Genomic DNA, 15,367 nt, shown 5'->3' on the forward strand with positions numbered 1-15,367 from the left:
TGTCTCTTTACCATGGCGTGTGATCTACTAAAAAATAATGGAAAATGCAAGGCGGCTTGTTTTGATATTTTTGGGTTCAGAGGCATTGGTCAATTTTTGAGGTGTTCTTGTAGTACTTTTACGTTTTTATTTTGTTGTTCGAGAGTGTTTTTGCTCTATCTTTGTTGGAAAACATCGAAAGGTGTATATAAATGCTGGTAATTCTATTGGCGGCTACATTTTTATCCTTGCTTGTTGGGATGTGTTTGATTCATTTCTCACATTTGCACGAACACTTTTCAGCTGATTATGAGTTGGGCGGAGTTCAAAAGTTTCACGCACAACCTGTGCCACGTATCGGAGGAGTGCCGATTGCTGCTGGGTTGGTGGCAGGAAGCGGTGTGTTGGCGTGGTTGTTGAAGGATGCCTCAATTTTGATGCTGTTGTTGGTGGCCCTTCCTGCTTTTGCTGCTGGGATTTTTGAAGATGTGACAAAAAAAGTAGGTCCGCTACCTAGATTGTTGGCTACTTTTTTTGCTGCTGCTCTAGGGTATTTTATTCTTGGTGCAAGTTTGCAGCGCCTGGATATCCCTTTGCTCGATGTTTTTTTGGTACATGTTTGGATTTTTTCATTGCTTTTAACGGTGGTTGCCGTAGGTGGAGTGGCACACGCCGTGAATATTATTGATGGCTACAATGGATTGTCTGGTGTTGTATCAATTTTCATTTTCCTTGCTTTGGCTTATGTGGCATTTAAAGTACAGGATACTATGCTGGTAGGCATCTGTTTTGCTATGGTAGGTGCTATCGCAGGTTTTTTGTTTTGGAATTTCCCCCGTGGGTTAATGTTTGCAGGAGATGGTGGCGCTTATTTGGTTGGTTTTATGATCGCTGAGGTCGCCGTGTTATTGGTTGCTCGCCACTCTCAAGTTTCTCCTTGGTTTCCGTTGCTGTGTGTGATTTACCCCGTATTTGAAACCTTGTTTTCAATCTATAGACGGAAATTTTTGCAAGGTCGAAGGGTGGGGTATCCCGATGCACTGCACCTACATCAGCTTGTCTATATGCGGTTGGTGCGATGGATGGTGGGTTCCAAAGATGTCAATCATAAAACAATGCGTAACAGTTTGACTTCCCCGTATTTATGGGCCTTATCTTCTATTTCAGTGGTGCCGGCTATGCTGTTTTGGAATAACACGACGGTGTTGATTGGTTTTGTGTTGGCATTCATGTTCACTTATGTACGGTTATATCGAATGATTATTCGTTTTCGTACTCCAGGATGGATGTTGCTGCGGAAGTCAGTTAGGCATTGATGTTTTATGGCTATTCGATATGCTTTATTTTCAAATCGGTTGTGTACAGGTGTCAATTTTTTTAGAAATTTTACTTTTCGTTGGGGCAATGTGAAAATGTGGCGTATAAAGCCTGTTTGGCTATTTGGGATCACTCCTCCTCAATAAAGTAGATTGAGGTTCGCTGCTATCAAAAAACGGATATGTCCCTGGCTGCCCCGTACCTAAACAGAACGTTGTTGCGCGATCTTAATGAAGATAATCAATCTGATCGTTGTTGGTCTCGACAAGCGAAAATTTAGATGGTTCGAGCATTTAGCTAGCTGAAACCGTGTACACATCAGTTTTTCTGTCTTGGCGATTGAGGTCATAGGCTTGGGCTTTTTCTCATTGGATTGCCGAGTGGTTTGCCGCAGTTGCCGACCAAGACAAGCTTGCTAGTTGGATTTAGTGGTGAACATTCCTGATTGGCCACTTCTTCACCTAACTGAGAGCTTCGCGAGTAGTGGCTGAGTGTCGAGTTGTAAGTTCCGATCAGACAAGCCAGACCTGCGATTGAAATTTGGCGTGGCAGGCTCTTGAAAACCCTCCCGCTCGTCCCTATCATTAGCACTCGCAGCAGGTGAGTGCTAACACTCGCCTCAACTCAAACAGGTTTCAACTCTCAACAGCCACTGTAACAGGAGAGATCCATGGCAATTCGTCCTTTGCACGACCGTGTTGTTATCAAGCGCCTCGAGGCTGAAGAAAAAACGGCTTCCGGCATCGTTCTGCCGGGCGCAGCCGCAGAAAAACCGGATATGGGCATCGTTTTGGCCATCGGCAATGGCAAGATTCTGGAGAACGGCGAGCGCCGTCCGCTGGAACTGAAGCCTAACGACAAAGTCATCTTCGGCAAGTATTCCGGTCAGGCCGTCAAGGTTGACGGCGATGAAGTCCTCGTGATGCGCGAGGAAGATGTAATGGGCATCGTTGAGTAATCCGACCCACATCTGAACTTCCCCAACTCAGAATTCTGGAGATTTAAAGAATGGCTGCTAAAGACGTAAAGTTTGGTGATTCCGCTCGCGCCAAGATGGTAACTGGCGTCAACATCCTGGCTGATGCCGTAAAAGTGACTCTGGGCCCGAAAGGCCGCAACGTGGTGCTGGACCGCTCCTTCGGCGCGCCGACCATCACCAAGGACGGCGTATCCGTCGCCAAGGAAATCGAACTGAAGGACAAGTTCGAGAACATGGGCGCGCAGATGGTGAAAGAAGTCGCTTCCAAGACTTCCGACGTGGCTGGCGACGGCACCACCACCGCTACCGTGTTGGCTCAAGCCATCGTGTTGGAAGGCATGAAGTACGTTGCCGCCGGCATGAACCCGATGGACCTGAAGCGCGGCATCGACAAGGCCGTTGCCTCGCTGGTGGGTGAGATCGCCAAGATCGCCAAGCCGTGCGCCACCACCAAGGAAATCGCTCAGGTTGGCTCCATCTCCGCCAACTCCGATTCCGACATCGGCGACATCATCGCCAATGCCATGGAAAAAGTGGGCAAGGAAGGCGTGATCACCGTTGAAGACGGCAAGAGCCTGAACAACGAACTGGACGTGGTTGAAGGCATGCAGTTCGACCGCGGCTACCTGTCCCCGTACTTCATCAACAACCAGGACAAACAGATTGCCGCTCTGGACAATCCCTTCATCCTGCTGTTCGATAAGAAAATCTCCAATATCCGCGATCTGCTGCCGGTTCTGGAGCAAGTGGCCAAGTCCGGCCGCCCGCTGCTGATCATCGCAGAAGACGTGGAAGGCGAAGCGCTGGCCACTCTGGTGGTCAACACCATCCGCGGCATCCTGAAAGTGGTAGCCGTTAAAGCCCCGGGCTTTGGCGATCGTCGCAAAGCCATGTTGCAGGATATCGCCTTCCTGACCGGCGGCACCGTGATTGCCGAAGAAGTGGGCCTGACCCTGGAAAAAGCTTCGCTGGAAATGCTGGGCCAAGCCAAGCGCGTTGAAGTGGGCAAGGAAAACACCACCATCATCGACGGCGCCGGCCAAGCGGCCGAGATCCAGTCGCGCGTGGGCGAGATCCGCAAGCAGATGGAAGAAGCCACTTCCGATTACGATCGCGAGAAACTGCAAGAGCGCGTGGCCAAGCTGGCCGGCGGTGTTGCGGTGATCAAGGTTGGCGCTGCCACCGAAGTGGAAATGAAAGAGAAAAAGGCTCGCGTTGAAGACGCCTTGCACGCTACCCGCGCCGCTGTGGAAGAAGGCGTTGTGGCTGGCGGCGGCGTTGCTCTGCTGCGCGCCCGCTCCACTCTGGACAGCCTGAAAACCGACAATGCCGATCAAGACGCGGGTGTTAAGATCGTGTTGAAGGCCATCGAAGCGCCGCTGCGCCAGATCGTCAAGAACGCTGGCGAAGAGCCGTCGGTCGTGGTGAACAAGGTGCTGGAGGGCAAGGGCAACTTCGGTTACAACGCGGCTAGCGGCGAGTACGGCGATATGCTGGAAATGGGCGTGCTGGATCCGGCCAAGGTAACCCGCTCCGCTCTGCAGCACGCGGCTTCGGTTGCTGGTCTGATGCTGACCACCGACTGCATGATCGCTGAATTGCCGGAAGACAAGCCGGCGGCCGGCATGCCGGATATGGGCGGCATGGGCGGCATGGGCGGCATGATGTAAGCCAACGCCTCCTTAGGCTTTGAAAACCCCGCTACGGCGGGGTTTTTCTTTTGCGGGCTTAAAATGCGTTGGCTTCTGGCAAAATAAGGCCGGGGCATATATTAAGTTAAGGAGTGCGTGATGGAATTGAAGGCCTTGCTGAGCAGTCTGGACACGATTTTGGAGCCTTGGCGCTTCAAAGACTATGCGCCTAACGGCTTGCAGGTGGAAGGGCGGCAGGCGGTGCGCAAGCTGGTGACCGGCGTCACCGCTTCGCAAGCTTTGATCGATGCCGCGGCGTCGCGCGGAGCGGACGCCGTACTGGTGCACCACGGTTATTTCTGGAAGGGGGAAGACGCCCGGATTTGCGGAATGAAGCGCCAGCGGGTCAAGGCGCTGCTGGAGCATGATCTTAACTTGCTGGCTTACCACCTGCCTTTGGACGCGCATCCGGAGCTGGGCAATAACGCGATGTTGGGCAAGGTGCTGGATTTGGAGGCCCAGGGGCAGGGCGGTGAGCCGGGTTTGCTGTGGCATGGGGCGTGGCGGCGAGGCGGCAGTGCGAGTGATTTCCGTGAACACGTTTCCGCTCGTCTGGGGCGCGAGGCTTTGTTGTTGGGCAGGGCGGACAAACCGATTTCGCGCATAGCCTGGTGCACCGGCGGCGCGCAGAGTTTTTTCGCCGAAGCCATCGATCTGGGCGTGGACGCCTTCATCACCGGCGAAGCGTCCGAGCAAAATCATCATATGGCAATGGAGTGTGATGTGGCTTTCATCGCTGCGGGGCATCACGCCACGGAGCGTTTTGGCATCAAGGCTTTGGGCGAGCGCCTGGCTCAGCTTCATGGCATAAGTGTTGAATTTGTAGACATTTCCAACCCGGTTTAGGCGGCTAGGCAGGGCTTCGGCCAATTTATTTGCATAGAAGCTTCAAGTCCCTACTCGGAATCGGGTAAAATCAGGCAGTTTTGGGCTCGGTTTCCACGTTTGAGGATGACTGTAATGAGTGAACAACAAGTCGATGCGGGGCGCCGTCGCTTTCTGACGGTTGCAACCAGCGCTGTTGGTGGTGTGGCGGCGGCCGGAGTGGCGACGCCGTTTCTGATGAGTTTCTTCCCGTCCGAGAGGGCGAAGGCCGCCGGCGCTCCCGTCGAGGTGGATATCGGCAAGATCGAGCCGGGCCAGAAGATCAACGTCGAGTGGCGCGGCAAGCCGGTATGGGTGCTGAACCGCACGCCGGAGCAATTGAAAAACCTGCCGAAGCTGGACGAGAAGCTGGTGGATCCCAAGTCCGAAATGGATCAGCAGCCGACGTATTGCCAGAACGAGCACCGTTCGATCAAGCCTGAGCTGCTGATCGCCGTCGGCATCTGCACGCATTTGGGCTGTTCGCCGACCCACCGTCCGGACATCGCGCCCGCCGATCTGGGCCCGGACTGGGTGGGAGGCTTCTATTGCCCCTGTCATGGTTCCAAGTTCGACTTGGCCGCGCGCGTCTACAAAGGCGTGCCGGCTCCGAAGAACCTGGAAATTCCGCCGCACAAATATCTGTCCGATACCCGCCTGCTGATTGGCGAAGACAAATAAGCTGAGGGGGCTACATGACTAAAGGACAAAAGCTGCTCAACTGGGTAGACGAACGTTTTCCGTTATCGTCGATGCTCAAAGAGCACGTCACCGAGTATTACGCGCCGAAGAACTTCAACTTCTGGTACTTCTTCGGTTCGCTGGCCATGTTGGTGCTGGTGATCCAGATTGTCACCGGCATCTTCCTGACCATGAACTACAAGCCGGACGGCACCTTGAATGGCGCCGGCATTCCGGTCGCCTTCGCCTCGGTCGAATACATCATGCGCGATGTGGCCGGCGGCTGGATCATCCGCTACATGCACTCCACCGGTGCCTCGATGTTCTTCGTGGTGGTCTATCTGCACATGTTCCGCGGCCTGATCTATGGTTCCTACAAGCAACCGCGCGAACTGGTGTGGGTGTTCGGCACGCTGATCTTCCTGTGCCTGATGGCGGAAGCCTTCATGGGCTATCTGCTGCCTTGGGGACAGATGTCGTTCTGGGGCGCGCAGGTGATCGTCAATCTGTTCGGCTCCATCCCGGTAATCGGTCCGGACCTGTCGGTGTGGATCCGCGGCGACTACGTGGTATCCGACGCCACGCTGAACCGCTTCTTCGCGCTGCACGTGATCGCGGTGCCGCTGGTGCTGCTGGCGCTGGTGGTGGCTCACCTGATCGCCTTGCACGAAGTGGGCTCCAACAACCCGGACGGCGTTGAGATCAAGAAGCTGAAGGACGACAAGGGCATTCCCCTGGATGGCATTCCCTTCCACCCGTATTACACCGTCAAGGATGTGCTGGGCGTGGTGGTGTTCCTGATCGTGTTCTCGGCCATTGTCTTCTTCATGCCGGAAATGGGCGGTTACTTCCTGGAGAAGCCCAACTTCGACCAGGCCGACCCGCTGAAGACCCCGCCGCATATCGCGCCGGTATGGTACTTCACGCCGTTCTACGCCATCTTGCGCGCCATCCCGTCCTTCCTGGGCACCCAGGTGTGGGGCGTGATCGCGATGGGCGCGGCGGTGGTGTTGATCGCCTTCCTGCCGTGGCTGGATCGCTCGCCGGTGAAATCCATCCGCTACCGCGGTCCCAAGTTCAAGTTCATGCTGGTCCTGTTCATCGTGTCCTTCATCGGTCTTGGCATTCTGGGCGCTTTGCCGTCCACCAATGCCCGCACCGTGATCGCGCAGGTGCTCTCGTTCGTCTACTTCGTCTTCTTCCTGGGCATGCCGTTCTACACCAAGAACGATGTAGGCAGTATCCCGGTGCCGACGCGGGTGACGGATACCAACGCCAAGCGTCAGATCCGGTTTGCGGTGCTGGTGGTGGTGACCGTGGTGGCCGCCGCCGTATTCGCCATGAACGTGTAAAAAGGGGAGAGGACTCATGAAAAGCAAAATCCGCCACCTGATCGCGGCCATGGCGCTGGCGCTGCCGTTCAGCGCTACGGCCCTGGCTTCCGGCGAAGGCCCCAAGCTGCCCAAGGCGCCGATCAATATTCAAGATACGGAAAGCCTGCAACGCGGCGCGCAGATCTTCACCAACTACTGCTTGTCCTGCCATTCGGCCAGCGCGATGCGTTACAACCGCCTGACCGATATCGGCCTGACCGAAGAGCAGATCAAGGCGAACCTGCTGCCGGTGGGCGCCAAAATCGGCGATCCGATGAATATCGCGATGAACAAGAAGGACGCTCAAGCCTGGTTCGGCGCCACGCCGCCGGACTTGTCGCTGATCGCGCGTTCCCGCGGCGCAGATTACCTGTATGGTTATCTGCGTGGTTTCTACCGGGATCCGAGCCGGCCGACTGGCTGGAACAACGCGGTGTTCGACAAGGTGGGCATGCCGCACATCTTCTGGGAATGGCAAGGCGAGCAGGTGCTGAAGACCGAGAAGAACGCGGAAGGCCACGAAGAGCACAAGCTGGAGCTGATCAAGGCCGGCACCCTGACCAAGCTGGAGAACGGCAAAGCCAATACCGTGGAGTTCGACAAGCGGATGGCGGACCTGACCAATTTCCTGGTCTATGTGGGCGAACCTGCTCAGGTGAAGCGTCAGCAGATTGGTTATGTTGTGTTGATGTTCCTGTCGCTGTTGCTGTTGCCGCTGGCGTATTTCCTGAAGAAAGAGTACTGGCGCGACGTGCATTAAGCCCGGTTGCTTGATTTGATCAAGGCGGAGAAATCCGCCTTTTTTCTTTTTAATCATTGGCTTATGATGCGGCGCTGGAAATTAGTGGATGGAAAGTGCTAGAATGCCCAGCTGAATCAACCCATTGTTAGTTAAGGATTTCCTCCTGCCATGATGACTCTTTACTCCGGAATTACCTGCCCGTTCAGCCAGCGTTGCCGCATCGTGCTTTTTGAAAAGGGAATGGATTTCGAAATCATTGATGTGGACATCCATAACAAGCCGGAAGATCTGGCGGTGATGAACCCCTACAATGAGGTGCCGGTATTGGTCGAGCGCGATTTGATCCTGCACGAATCCAATATCATCAACGAGTACATCGACGAGCGCTTCCCGCACCCGCAGCTGATGCCGGCTGACCCGGTAATGCGCGCGCGCGCCCGTTTGTTCCTCTACCGGTTTGAAAACGAGCTCTTCATCCATGTGAAGGCGCTGGAAGCGGGCGCCACCGGCAAGGAAGCGAACAAGGCTCGCGAAGCCATTCGCGACGGCCTGACCACGATCGCGCCGATTTTCGCCAAGCAGAAGTTCATGTTGGGCGACGATTTCTCCATGATCGACGTGGCGATCGCGCCCTTGATGTGGCGTCTGGAGCATTACAATATCGATCTGGGCAAAAACTCCGCGCCTATCCTCAAGTACGCCGAGCGTATTTTCCAGCGCCAGTCCTTCATCGACTCGCTGACGCCGTCCGAAAAGGCCATGCGCAAATAAGGATTGCCAATGAGCTCCAGCACCAAGCCCTACATGATCCGAGCGCTGCACGAGTGGTGCGGCGACAACGGCTTCACGCCCTATGTGGTGGTATGGGTCAACGAGCGTGCCGATGTGCCGCGCGAGTACGTGAAAAACAACGAGATCGTGCTGAATATCGGTCTGTCGGCCACCAAGAATCTGCGTATCGACAATGACTGGTTGTCGTTTTCCGCCCGCTTCGGCGGCGTGTCCCGCGACATCTGGGTGCCGATAGGCAATGTGATGTCGATTTTTGCCCGGGAAACCGGCGAAGGCATGGGATTCGAGGTGGAGCTGGGCGAGGCGGAAGCGCCCGCGCCGACGCTGAAACCGGTGGCGGCCGACGAGGAGGCCAAGCCGGCGGAAGCGCCGTCCGAGCCGGATGCGCCGGCCAAGCCGACGGGCCGCCCCAGCCTGCGCATCGTTAAATAGCGGTTTCAACTCCGCAAGCGAAAGCCGGTCCGTCAGGGCCGGCTTTTTCATGGGCGGCTTTCCAAAAAAAAAGGGCGCCAGCGGCGCCCCAAGTCCCTTACCACAACAAGAAAATCCGGATTTATTCGACGCGTTCCCCGTGCAGGATCACGTCCAGCCCTTCGCGCTCTTCGTCTTCCGCGACGCGCAGTCCGATCGCGATATCGATCAGCTTCAGCAAGATGAAGGTGACGACGGCGCAATAAGCCGCGGTGACGCCGACGCCGAGCGCTTGCGCGGCCAGGCTGCCTTCCGCGCCGCCGATTTCCTTGACGGCGAAGACGCCGGTGAGCAGCGCGCCCAGGATGCCGCCGATGCCATGCACGCCGAAGGCGTCCAGGGAGTCGTCATAACCCAGCATGTGCTTGAGCCCGGTGGCGCCCCAGAAGCACACCACGCCGGCCGCCAGGCCGATGATCAGCGCGCCCTTGACGTCCACGAAGCCGGCGGCGGGCGTGATGGCGACCAAGCCGGCGACCGCGCCCGAGGCAATGCCCAGCACCGAAGGCTTCTTCTTGGTGAGCCATTCGGCGAACATCCAGGCCAGCGCGGCGGCGGCGGTGGCGAGCTGAGTGGTGACCATCGCCATGCCGGCGCGGCCGTCCGCCGCGGCGGCGGAGCCGGCGTTGAAGCCGAACCAGCCCACCCACAACATGGACGCGCCCACCAGGGTCAGCACCAGGTTATGCGGCGGCATCGCTTCCTTGCCGAAGCCGACGCGCTTGCCCAGCACCAAGGCGGTCACCAGGCCGGCGATACCGGCGTTGATGTGCACGACGGTGCCGCCGGCGAAGTCCAGCACGCCCTTGTCCGCCATCCAGCCGCCCGGCGCCCAGACCCAGTGAGCCACCGGCACGTAGACCAGCAAGGACCACAGGGCCATGAAGACCAGCATGGCGGAAAACTTCATCCGCTCGGCGAAGGCCCCGGTGATCAGCGCCGGAGTGATGATGGCGAAGGTCATCTGGAAGGTCATGAACACTGATTCAGGAATGGTGCCGGCCAGCGGGTGCACGGCCAGTTTGCCGGCCTCTTTCAGGTAAACCATGCCGTCCAGCATCACGCGGCTCAAATCGCCCAGATAGGGGCTGCCGACGGTGAAGGCCAGGCTGTAGCCGATGACCGCCCACAGCACCGTGATCAGCGCGGTGATGGCGAAGCTTTGCATCAGCGTCGCCAGCACGTTCTTTTTGCGCACCATGCCGCCATAGAACAGCGCCAGGCCGGGAATGGTCATGAACAGCACCAGGGCGGTGGAGATCAGCATCCAGGCGGTGTCGCCGGCGCTGATGCTCTTGGCGTCGGCAATCGCCGGACCCGCCGGCGCGGCGGCCAAGGCCAGCGGAGCCGCCAGGCTCAAGCCGGCGAGCTGAATGGTTGCGAGCAGTTTTTTCATTGTCGTTTCCCCTGTGTCTCTATCGCGGTTCAGACCGCGTCGGCGCCGGTTTCGCCGGTGCGGATGCGCACCACTTGTTCCAGGTCGTAGACGAAGATCTTGCCGTCGCCGATCTTGCCGGTGCGGGCGGACTTTTCGATGGCTTCCACCACCTGATCCAGCAAAGCGTCGTCTATGGCGATCTCCAGCTTGACCTTGGGCAGGAAGTCCACCACGTATTCGGCGCCGCGATAGAGTTCGGTGTGTCCTTTTTGACGGCCGAAGCCTTTGACTTCGGTAACCGTGACCCCTTGCACGCCGATGGCGGACAAGGCTTCGCGGACTTCATCCAGCTTGAAGGGCTTGATGATGGCGGAAACGAGTTTCATGACTGCTCCTTAGGGTCTGATGATCCGGTGGCTTGAGATGAGCGCTGCTGTAGCGTCGATACGCATGAATCGTGCCAGGCCTGATTGGCGCAAAAGAAAACCCTAAGATCATGTTGCAACGCAAAAAAGGCCTGTACTGACCGTTTTGGCACTTTCCCGGTGCATGGGGTCGTGGCGGGCCGCACTGATTTGGTGCCGCAAGCGCTGCGGCGTCAGGGGAGGGGCCTGGCCGGATCGCTCTAGGCCGGGTGCGCGCCGGCGGGTGGCGGACTTGGCTTTTTGCTACACTCTGCACTGTTATCACTTACTCATAAGGAGCCGCGTCATGTTGAGCCAAAAGCTGTTTGAGGAAATCGGCAACAAGATCAGCGAAACCATCGCCGCCAGCCCGGCCAAGGACATCGAGAAAAACGTCAAAGCGATGATGGCTTCCACCTTTAGCAAGATGGATCTGGTGACGCGCGAGGAGTTCGACGTGCAGCAGGAGGTGCTGGTGCGCACCCGGGAGAAGCTGGCGCAGCTGGAGCTGAAGCTGGCGCGCCTGGAGGCGCAGGTGTTCCCGGAGGAAACGCAGGCCGCGGTGGAAGCGCAATCAGAGCTCGGCCACTCCTAGCGATATGACGCTGGCCGTGGTGGCAAGCCGGGCGCTGGCAGGGTTGGAAGCGCCCGAGGTCGCGGTGGAAGTGCATCTGGCCAACGGTTTGCCCGCATTCACCATTGTCGGCCTGCCTGACCTTGAGGTGAAGGAAAGCCGGGAGCGTGTGCGCGCGGCGATTCTGACCTCGGGTTTTGAGTTCCCGGCCCGACGCATCACCGTCAACCTGGCTCCGGCCGATCTGCCCAAGGACTCCGGCCGTTTCGATCTGCCCATCGCCATCGGCATTCTGGCGGCCAGCGGACAGGTGCGTTGCCCCCGTTTGGCGGAGTATGAGATCGCGGGAGAACTGGCTTTGACCGGGGCCTTGCGGCCGGTCCGCGGCGCCTTGGCGATGGCGTGCCGGACGCGGGAAGCGGGGCGGGCCTTCATCTTGCCGATAGCCAGCGCCAAGGAGGCCGCAGTGCTGGAAGGCATGCCCTTGTACGGCGTGAGCACTCTGGTGGAAGCCTGCGCCTTTCTCAACGGCCTCTCCGAACTGGAACCGTATCGACCAGAAGGCGGTTTGCCTCGTTCGGCCCCGGACTACCCCGATCTACAAGACATCAAAGGCCAGCCGCTGGCGCGCCACGCGTTGGAAGTGGCCGCGGCCGGACGGCATAGTCTTTTGATGATGGGGCCGCCCGGCACCGGCAAATCCATGTTGGCCGCGCGTCTGCCCGGCATCTTGCCCGGCATGCCGGACGAAGAGGCGCTGGAAAGCGCCGCCGTGCGCTCCTTGGGGACCGACGGCTTCGTGCTGGACGATTGGGGCGTAAGGCCGTTCCGCTCACCGCACCATACCGCGTCCGCGGTGGCGCTGGTGGGCGGCGGCAGCGATCCGCGGCCGGGAGAAATCAGCCTGGCGCATCACGGCGTCTTGTTTCTGGACGAATTGCCCGAGTTCGATCGCAAGGTGCTGGAAGTGCTGCGCGAGCCTCTGGAGGCCGGGGTGATCCACATCTCGCGCGCCGCGCGCCAAGCCAGTTTTCCCGCGCGCTTCCAGCTGATTGCGGCCATGAATCCCTGTCCGTGTGGTTATCTTGGACATTTCAGCGGAAAATGCAGCTGCACGCCCGAGCAAGTGGGGCGCTATCGAGGTAAAATCTCCGGTCCCTTATTGGATCGCATCGATTTGCACGTTGAAGTGCAGTCCTTGCCGGCGGAGCAGTTGGTGGGCGGGGCCGCCGGCGAGTCCAGCGCCTTGGTGCGCGAACGGGTGGAGACGGCGTATCGTCTGCAATTGGCCCGGCAGGGCAAGGCGAATGCCGGCTTGAGCGGGGCCGAATTGGAGGCGATTGGCGATTTTCACGCCGAGGCGCTGGCATTATTGCGGCAAGTTTTGGACAAGATCGGCTTGTCTGCGCGCAGTTATCATCGGATACTTCGAGTTTCCAGAACCATTGCCGATTTACAGGGTCAGGCAATGGTCATGCGGGAGCATGTGTTGCAGGCGATTCAATTACGACGCGCCGCAATGCCTAATGGCTAACAATAAATAAAGAATTGATCAATCCAGATAGTTTGTTGAACTATTTGATTAGTTAAAAGCGTAAGTGCTGCATGGCAAATCGAGATTTAAAAAATTCCTCCCGTGGTTCCCGCGGTCGCTCATCCAGCTCCAAAAGCGGAGGCGGCGGCATGGTGGCGGGCATCGTCATCGGTCTGATCGTCGGCATTGCCGTCGCGGTCGGCCTCGCCATGTATCTGAATAAGTCCTCTACGCCGTTCAGCAACTTGGAGAAGTTGGATCGCAAGGCGGCCGGCGCTTCCGCGCCGCCGACGGAACTGCTGGCGCCGGGCACCCGTATTGCCGACGCCGCCTCGGAAACCGCCGCCGCTCCGGTGCCGGCGGTCAAGCCGGCTCAGGAGCCGCCTTCCGCTCCGCCGCCGATGCCGACGGAAACCCCGGCCAAGCCGGCCCCGGCCGCGCCGGCGGCCAAGGAAGCCGGCAAGGACGAGCAACGCTTTGATTTCTATAAGATCCTGCCAGGACAGGTGGATGCGGTGCCCGGCAAGAACGGCAAAGCGACGGAACCTTCTGCGCAGCAGCCGGCCAAAAAGGTCTACTTGCAGCTGGGATCCTTCCAGAATCAGGACGAGGCGGACAACCTCAAGGCCAAGCTGGCCTTGTTGGGCGTGGAAGCCAAAATCCAGTCGGTGACTGTGCCGGAAAAGGGGCTGGTGCATCGCGTCAGGGTGGGGCCGTACAACCGCCAGGACGAGGTGGATCGGGTGAAGGCTCAGTTGAAGCAGGACGGCATTGGCGCAACGGTCGTCAAGGCGGAATAAACTCTTCCTCTATTTAGGAAATCGATAATGAAAAAGTGGTTATTGCTTTCGTTGATGCTGTTCAGCGGCCTGGCAAACGCGGCGATTGAGCTGGGCAAGGATTACACCATGCTGGCGACGCCGCAGCCGGTGGCGGATCCGAAAAAAGTCGAGGTGATCGAGTTCTTCTCCTACCATTGCATTCACTGCCTGGAACTTGAGCCGGCGATGAGCGCCTGGGAGAAGAGCAAGCCCGCCGACGTGGCCTTCTCCAAAGAACAGATCGTGTGGCAGAAGTCGATGGAAGGCTTTGTGCGCATGTTCTCCGCCTTCAAGACCTCCGGCACTTACGACAAACTGCATCGCCCGGCTTTCGAGGCCGTGGTGAAGTCGCGCGTCAACCTGTCGGACGAGGGCGTGTTCGCCAACTGGCTGAAGCAGCAGAAGGGCGTTGACGCCGCCAAGGTGATGCAGGCGTACAAATCCTTCGGCGTGAACGCGCAGGTGGCCAAGGCGGCCAAGATGACCCGCGATTACGCGATCCAGGGCACCCCGACGGTGATCGTCAACGGCAAGTACGTGGTGACGCCGGTGGCGCCGGAGCGCATGGTGCAGGTGATCAACGAGTTGGTGGCCAAAGCCCGAGCCGAGAAAAAATAAGAATCGAGCAAGACGCTTGGTGAAGAAGGCAGCCCTGGGGCTGCCTTTTGTGCGTATTAATCCTTGATGGGGGATGGGTGGACATGGATGTGATGCTGTTGGCCAAGGCTTTATTGCTGGGCATTGTCGAAGGGGTGACGGAGTTTTTCCCGATTTCCAGCACCGGGCACTTGATCGTGGTCGGGGATCTGATCGACTTTCAGAACAATGCCGACGTGTTCGAGGTGGTGATACAGCTGGGCGCGATCCTGGCGGTGGTTTGGGAGTATCGGCAGCGCTTTCTGGGCGTGGCGCAGGGGGCTTTGCGGCGGGAGGCCCAGTCGCTGCGCTTCATCAGTAATTTGCTGGTGGCTTTCCTGCCGGCGGCGGTCATCGGTTTTTTCGCGATCAAGGCGATCAAGCACTATTTGTTCAATCCGGTGACGGTGGCGCTGGCCCTGGTGGTGGGCGGCGTCATCATTCTGCTGGTTGAGCGCAAACAGCGCGTGCCGCGGGTGAGCAGCGTGGACGCAATGAGCTGGCAGGACGCCTTGAAAGTGGGGTGTGCCCAAGTGTTTGCCATGGTGCCCGGCACGTCGCGTTCGGGCTCCACCATTATCGGCGGCATGCTGTTTGGCCTGGATCGCAAGGTCGCCACCGAGTTTTCCTTTTTCCTGGCGGTGCCGACCATGTTCGCGGCCACCTTCTACGATGTGTACAAGCATTGGCACCAATTCACCGCCGCCGATGTGCCGGTGATAGGCGTTGGCTTTGTCGCGGCCTTCATCAGCGCCTTCTTCGCCGTGCGTGGTTTGATCCGCTATGTGTCCAGCCATAATTTCAATGCGTTCGCCTGGTACCGCATCGTCTTTGGCTTGGTGATCTTGGCGACATGGCAGCTGGGCTGGGTGAATTGGAGCGCCTGAACTGGCTCAAGGTAGAAATATCTTGACAGTCAAAGCTGGCTTGTATAATATGCAACCTCTCTGACGCGGGGTGGAGCAGTCTGGTAGCTCGTCGGGCTCATAACCCGAAGGTCGTAGGTTCAAATCCTGCCCCCGCAACCAAATTCAAAAACCCAGCTTTCTTTTGAAAGCTGGGTTTTTTGTTTTTCGCGCCGATCTATTTTTTTAAATGGTCGTTGAATAAAAAAAACCGCCGGGTGAGGGC

The 15,367-nt window shown here is 58.0% G+C and carries 16 protein-coding genes and 1 tRNA gene; 15 read left to right on the forward strand and 2 right to left on the reverse strand.

Features of this window, described 5'->3' with window-relative positions; genetic code table 11:
* Window positions 1-191 precede the first annotated feature (191 nt).
* The 9 genes from ACODRW_RS00680 to ACODRW_RS00720 all read left to right on the forward strand — a co-directional run bounded on the left by ACODRW_RS00680 (window position 192) and on the right by ACODRW_RS00720 (window position 8,850).
* Window positions 192-1,295 carry an MraY family glycosyltransferase gene (locus ACODRW_RS00680; protein WP_235086447.1) on the forward strand — a complete coding sequence of 368 codons (1,104 nt, stop codon included), beginning with the start codon at window positions 192-194 and terminating at the stop codon, window positions 1,293-1,295.
* Window positions 1,296-1,966: 671 nt separating this feature from the next.
* Window positions 1,967-2,254 (forward strand): co-chaperone GroES, encoded by a 288-nt coding sequence (locus ACODRW_RS00685; RefSeq protein ID WP_235086449.1) that lies wholly within the window; start codon window positions 1,967-1,969, stop codon window positions 2,252-2,254.
* Window positions 2,255-2,304: 50 nt separating this feature from the next.
* Window positions 2,305-3,945, forward strand: a complete 1,641-nt coding sequence (gene groL / locus ACODRW_RS00690; protein WP_048414165.1) for a chaperonin GroEL — start codon at window positions 2,305-2,307, stop codon at window positions 3,943-3,945.
* A 120-nt stretch (window positions 3,946-4,065) separates the two neighbouring features.
* Window positions 4,066-4,812 carry a Nif3-like dinuclear metal center hexameric protein gene (locus tag ACODRW_RS00695; protein ID WP_488904959.1) on the forward strand — a complete coding sequence of 249 codons (747 nt, stop codon included), beginning with the start codon at window positions 4,066-4,068 and terminating at the stop codon, window positions 4,810-4,812.
* A gap of 114 nt (window positions 4,813-4,926) precedes the next feature.
* Complete coding sequence (gene petA / locus ACODRW_RS00700; protein ID WP_107800600.1) at window positions 4,927-5,511, forward strand: ubiquinol-cytochrome c reductase iron-sulfur subunit; 585 nt, start codon at window positions 4,927-4,929, stop codon at window positions 5,509-5,511.
* 14 nt (window positions 5,512-5,525) lie between these two features.
* A complete protein-coding gene (locus tag ACODRW_RS00705) occupies window positions 5,526-6,863 on the forward strand; it encodes a cytochrome b (RefSeq protein ID WP_107800599.1) in 1,338 nt (445 codons plus the stop codon).
* A 16-nt stretch (window positions 6,864-6,879) separates the two neighbouring features.
* Entirely contained in the window at window positions 6,880-7,644 is a 765-nt protein-coding gene (locus ACODRW_RS00710) for a cytochrome c1 (protein ID WP_107800598.1), read from the forward strand.
* Window positions 7,645-7,794: 150 nt separating this feature from the next.
* Window positions 7,795-8,397 (forward strand): glutathione S-transferase N-terminal domain-containing protein, encoded by a 603-nt coding sequence (locus tag ACODRW_RS00715; protein ID WP_039756141.1) that lies wholly within the window; start codon window positions 7,795-7,797, stop codon window positions 8,395-8,397.
* Window positions 8,398-8,406: 9 nt separating this feature from the next.
* Window positions 8,407-8,850, forward strand: a complete 444-nt coding sequence (locus ACODRW_RS00720; RefSeq protein ID WP_227104953.1) for a ClpXP protease specificity-enhancing factor — start codon at window positions 8,407-8,409, stop codon at window positions 8,848-8,850.
* Between the two features lie 121 nt (window positions 8,851-8,971).
* On the opposite strand, the gene ACODRW_RS00725 is transcribed toward ACODRW_RS00720, so the two are convergent.
* Entirely contained in the window at window positions 8,972-10,285 is a 1,314-nt protein-coding gene (locus ACODRW_RS00725; RefSeq protein WP_107800596.1) for an ammonium transporter, read from the reverse strand.
* Between the two features lie 29 nt (window positions 10,286-10,314).
* A complete protein-coding gene (gene glnK / locus ACODRW_RS00730; protein ID WP_043591378.1) occupies window positions 10,315-10,653 on the reverse strand; it encodes a P-II family nitrogen regulator in 339 nt (112 codons plus the stop codon).
* Between the two features lie 325 nt (window positions 10,654-10,978).
* Between glnK and ACODRW_RS00735 the strand changes: the two genes are divergently transcribed.
* The 6 genes from ACODRW_RS00735 to ACODRW_RS00760 all read left to right on the forward strand — a co-directional run bounded on the left by ACODRW_RS00735 (window position 10,979) and on the right by ACODRW_RS00760 (window position 15,264).
* Window positions 10,979-11,266: an accessory factor UbiK family protein gene (locus ACODRW_RS00735; protein WP_107800595.1), complete on the forward strand. Its 288-nt coding sequence runs from the start codon at window positions 10,979-10,981 to the stop codon at window positions 11,264-11,266.
* A 4-nt stretch (window positions 11,267-11,270) separates the two neighbouring features.
* Complete coding sequence (locus ACODRW_RS00740) at window positions 11,271-12,779, forward strand: YifB family Mg chelatase-like AAA ATPase (protein ID WP_488904960.1); 1,509 nt, start codon at window positions 11,271-11,273, stop codon at window positions 12,777-12,779.
* A 149-nt stretch (window positions 12,780-12,928) separates the two neighbouring features.
* Window positions 12,929-13,579, forward strand: coding sequence for an SPOR domain-containing protein (locus ACODRW_RS00745; protein ID WP_488904961.1), 651 nt, complete (start codon window positions 12,929-12,931; stop codon window positions 13,577-13,579).
* Between the two features lie 27 nt (window positions 13,580-13,606).
* Window positions 13,607-14,218 carry a thiol:disulfide interchange protein DsbA/DsbL gene (locus tag ACODRW_RS00750; protein WP_107800592.1) on the forward strand — a complete coding sequence of 204 codons (612 nt, stop codon included), beginning with the start codon at window positions 13,607-13,609 and terminating at the stop codon, window positions 14,216-14,218.
* Between the two features lie 83 nt (window positions 14,219-14,301).
* Complete coding sequence (locus ACODRW_RS00755; protein ID WP_107800591.1) at window positions 14,302-15,123, forward strand: undecaprenyl-diphosphate phosphatase; 822 nt, start codon at window positions 14,302-14,304, stop codon at window positions 15,121-15,123.
* Window positions 15,124-15,187: 64 nt separating this feature from the next.
* Window positions 15,188-15,264, forward strand: a tRNA-Met gene (locus ACODRW_RS00760).
* The last annotated feature ends 103 nt before the right edge of the window (window positions 15,265-15,367 follow it).

This window comes from Chromobacterium sp. FG89 (assembly GCF_057808735.1).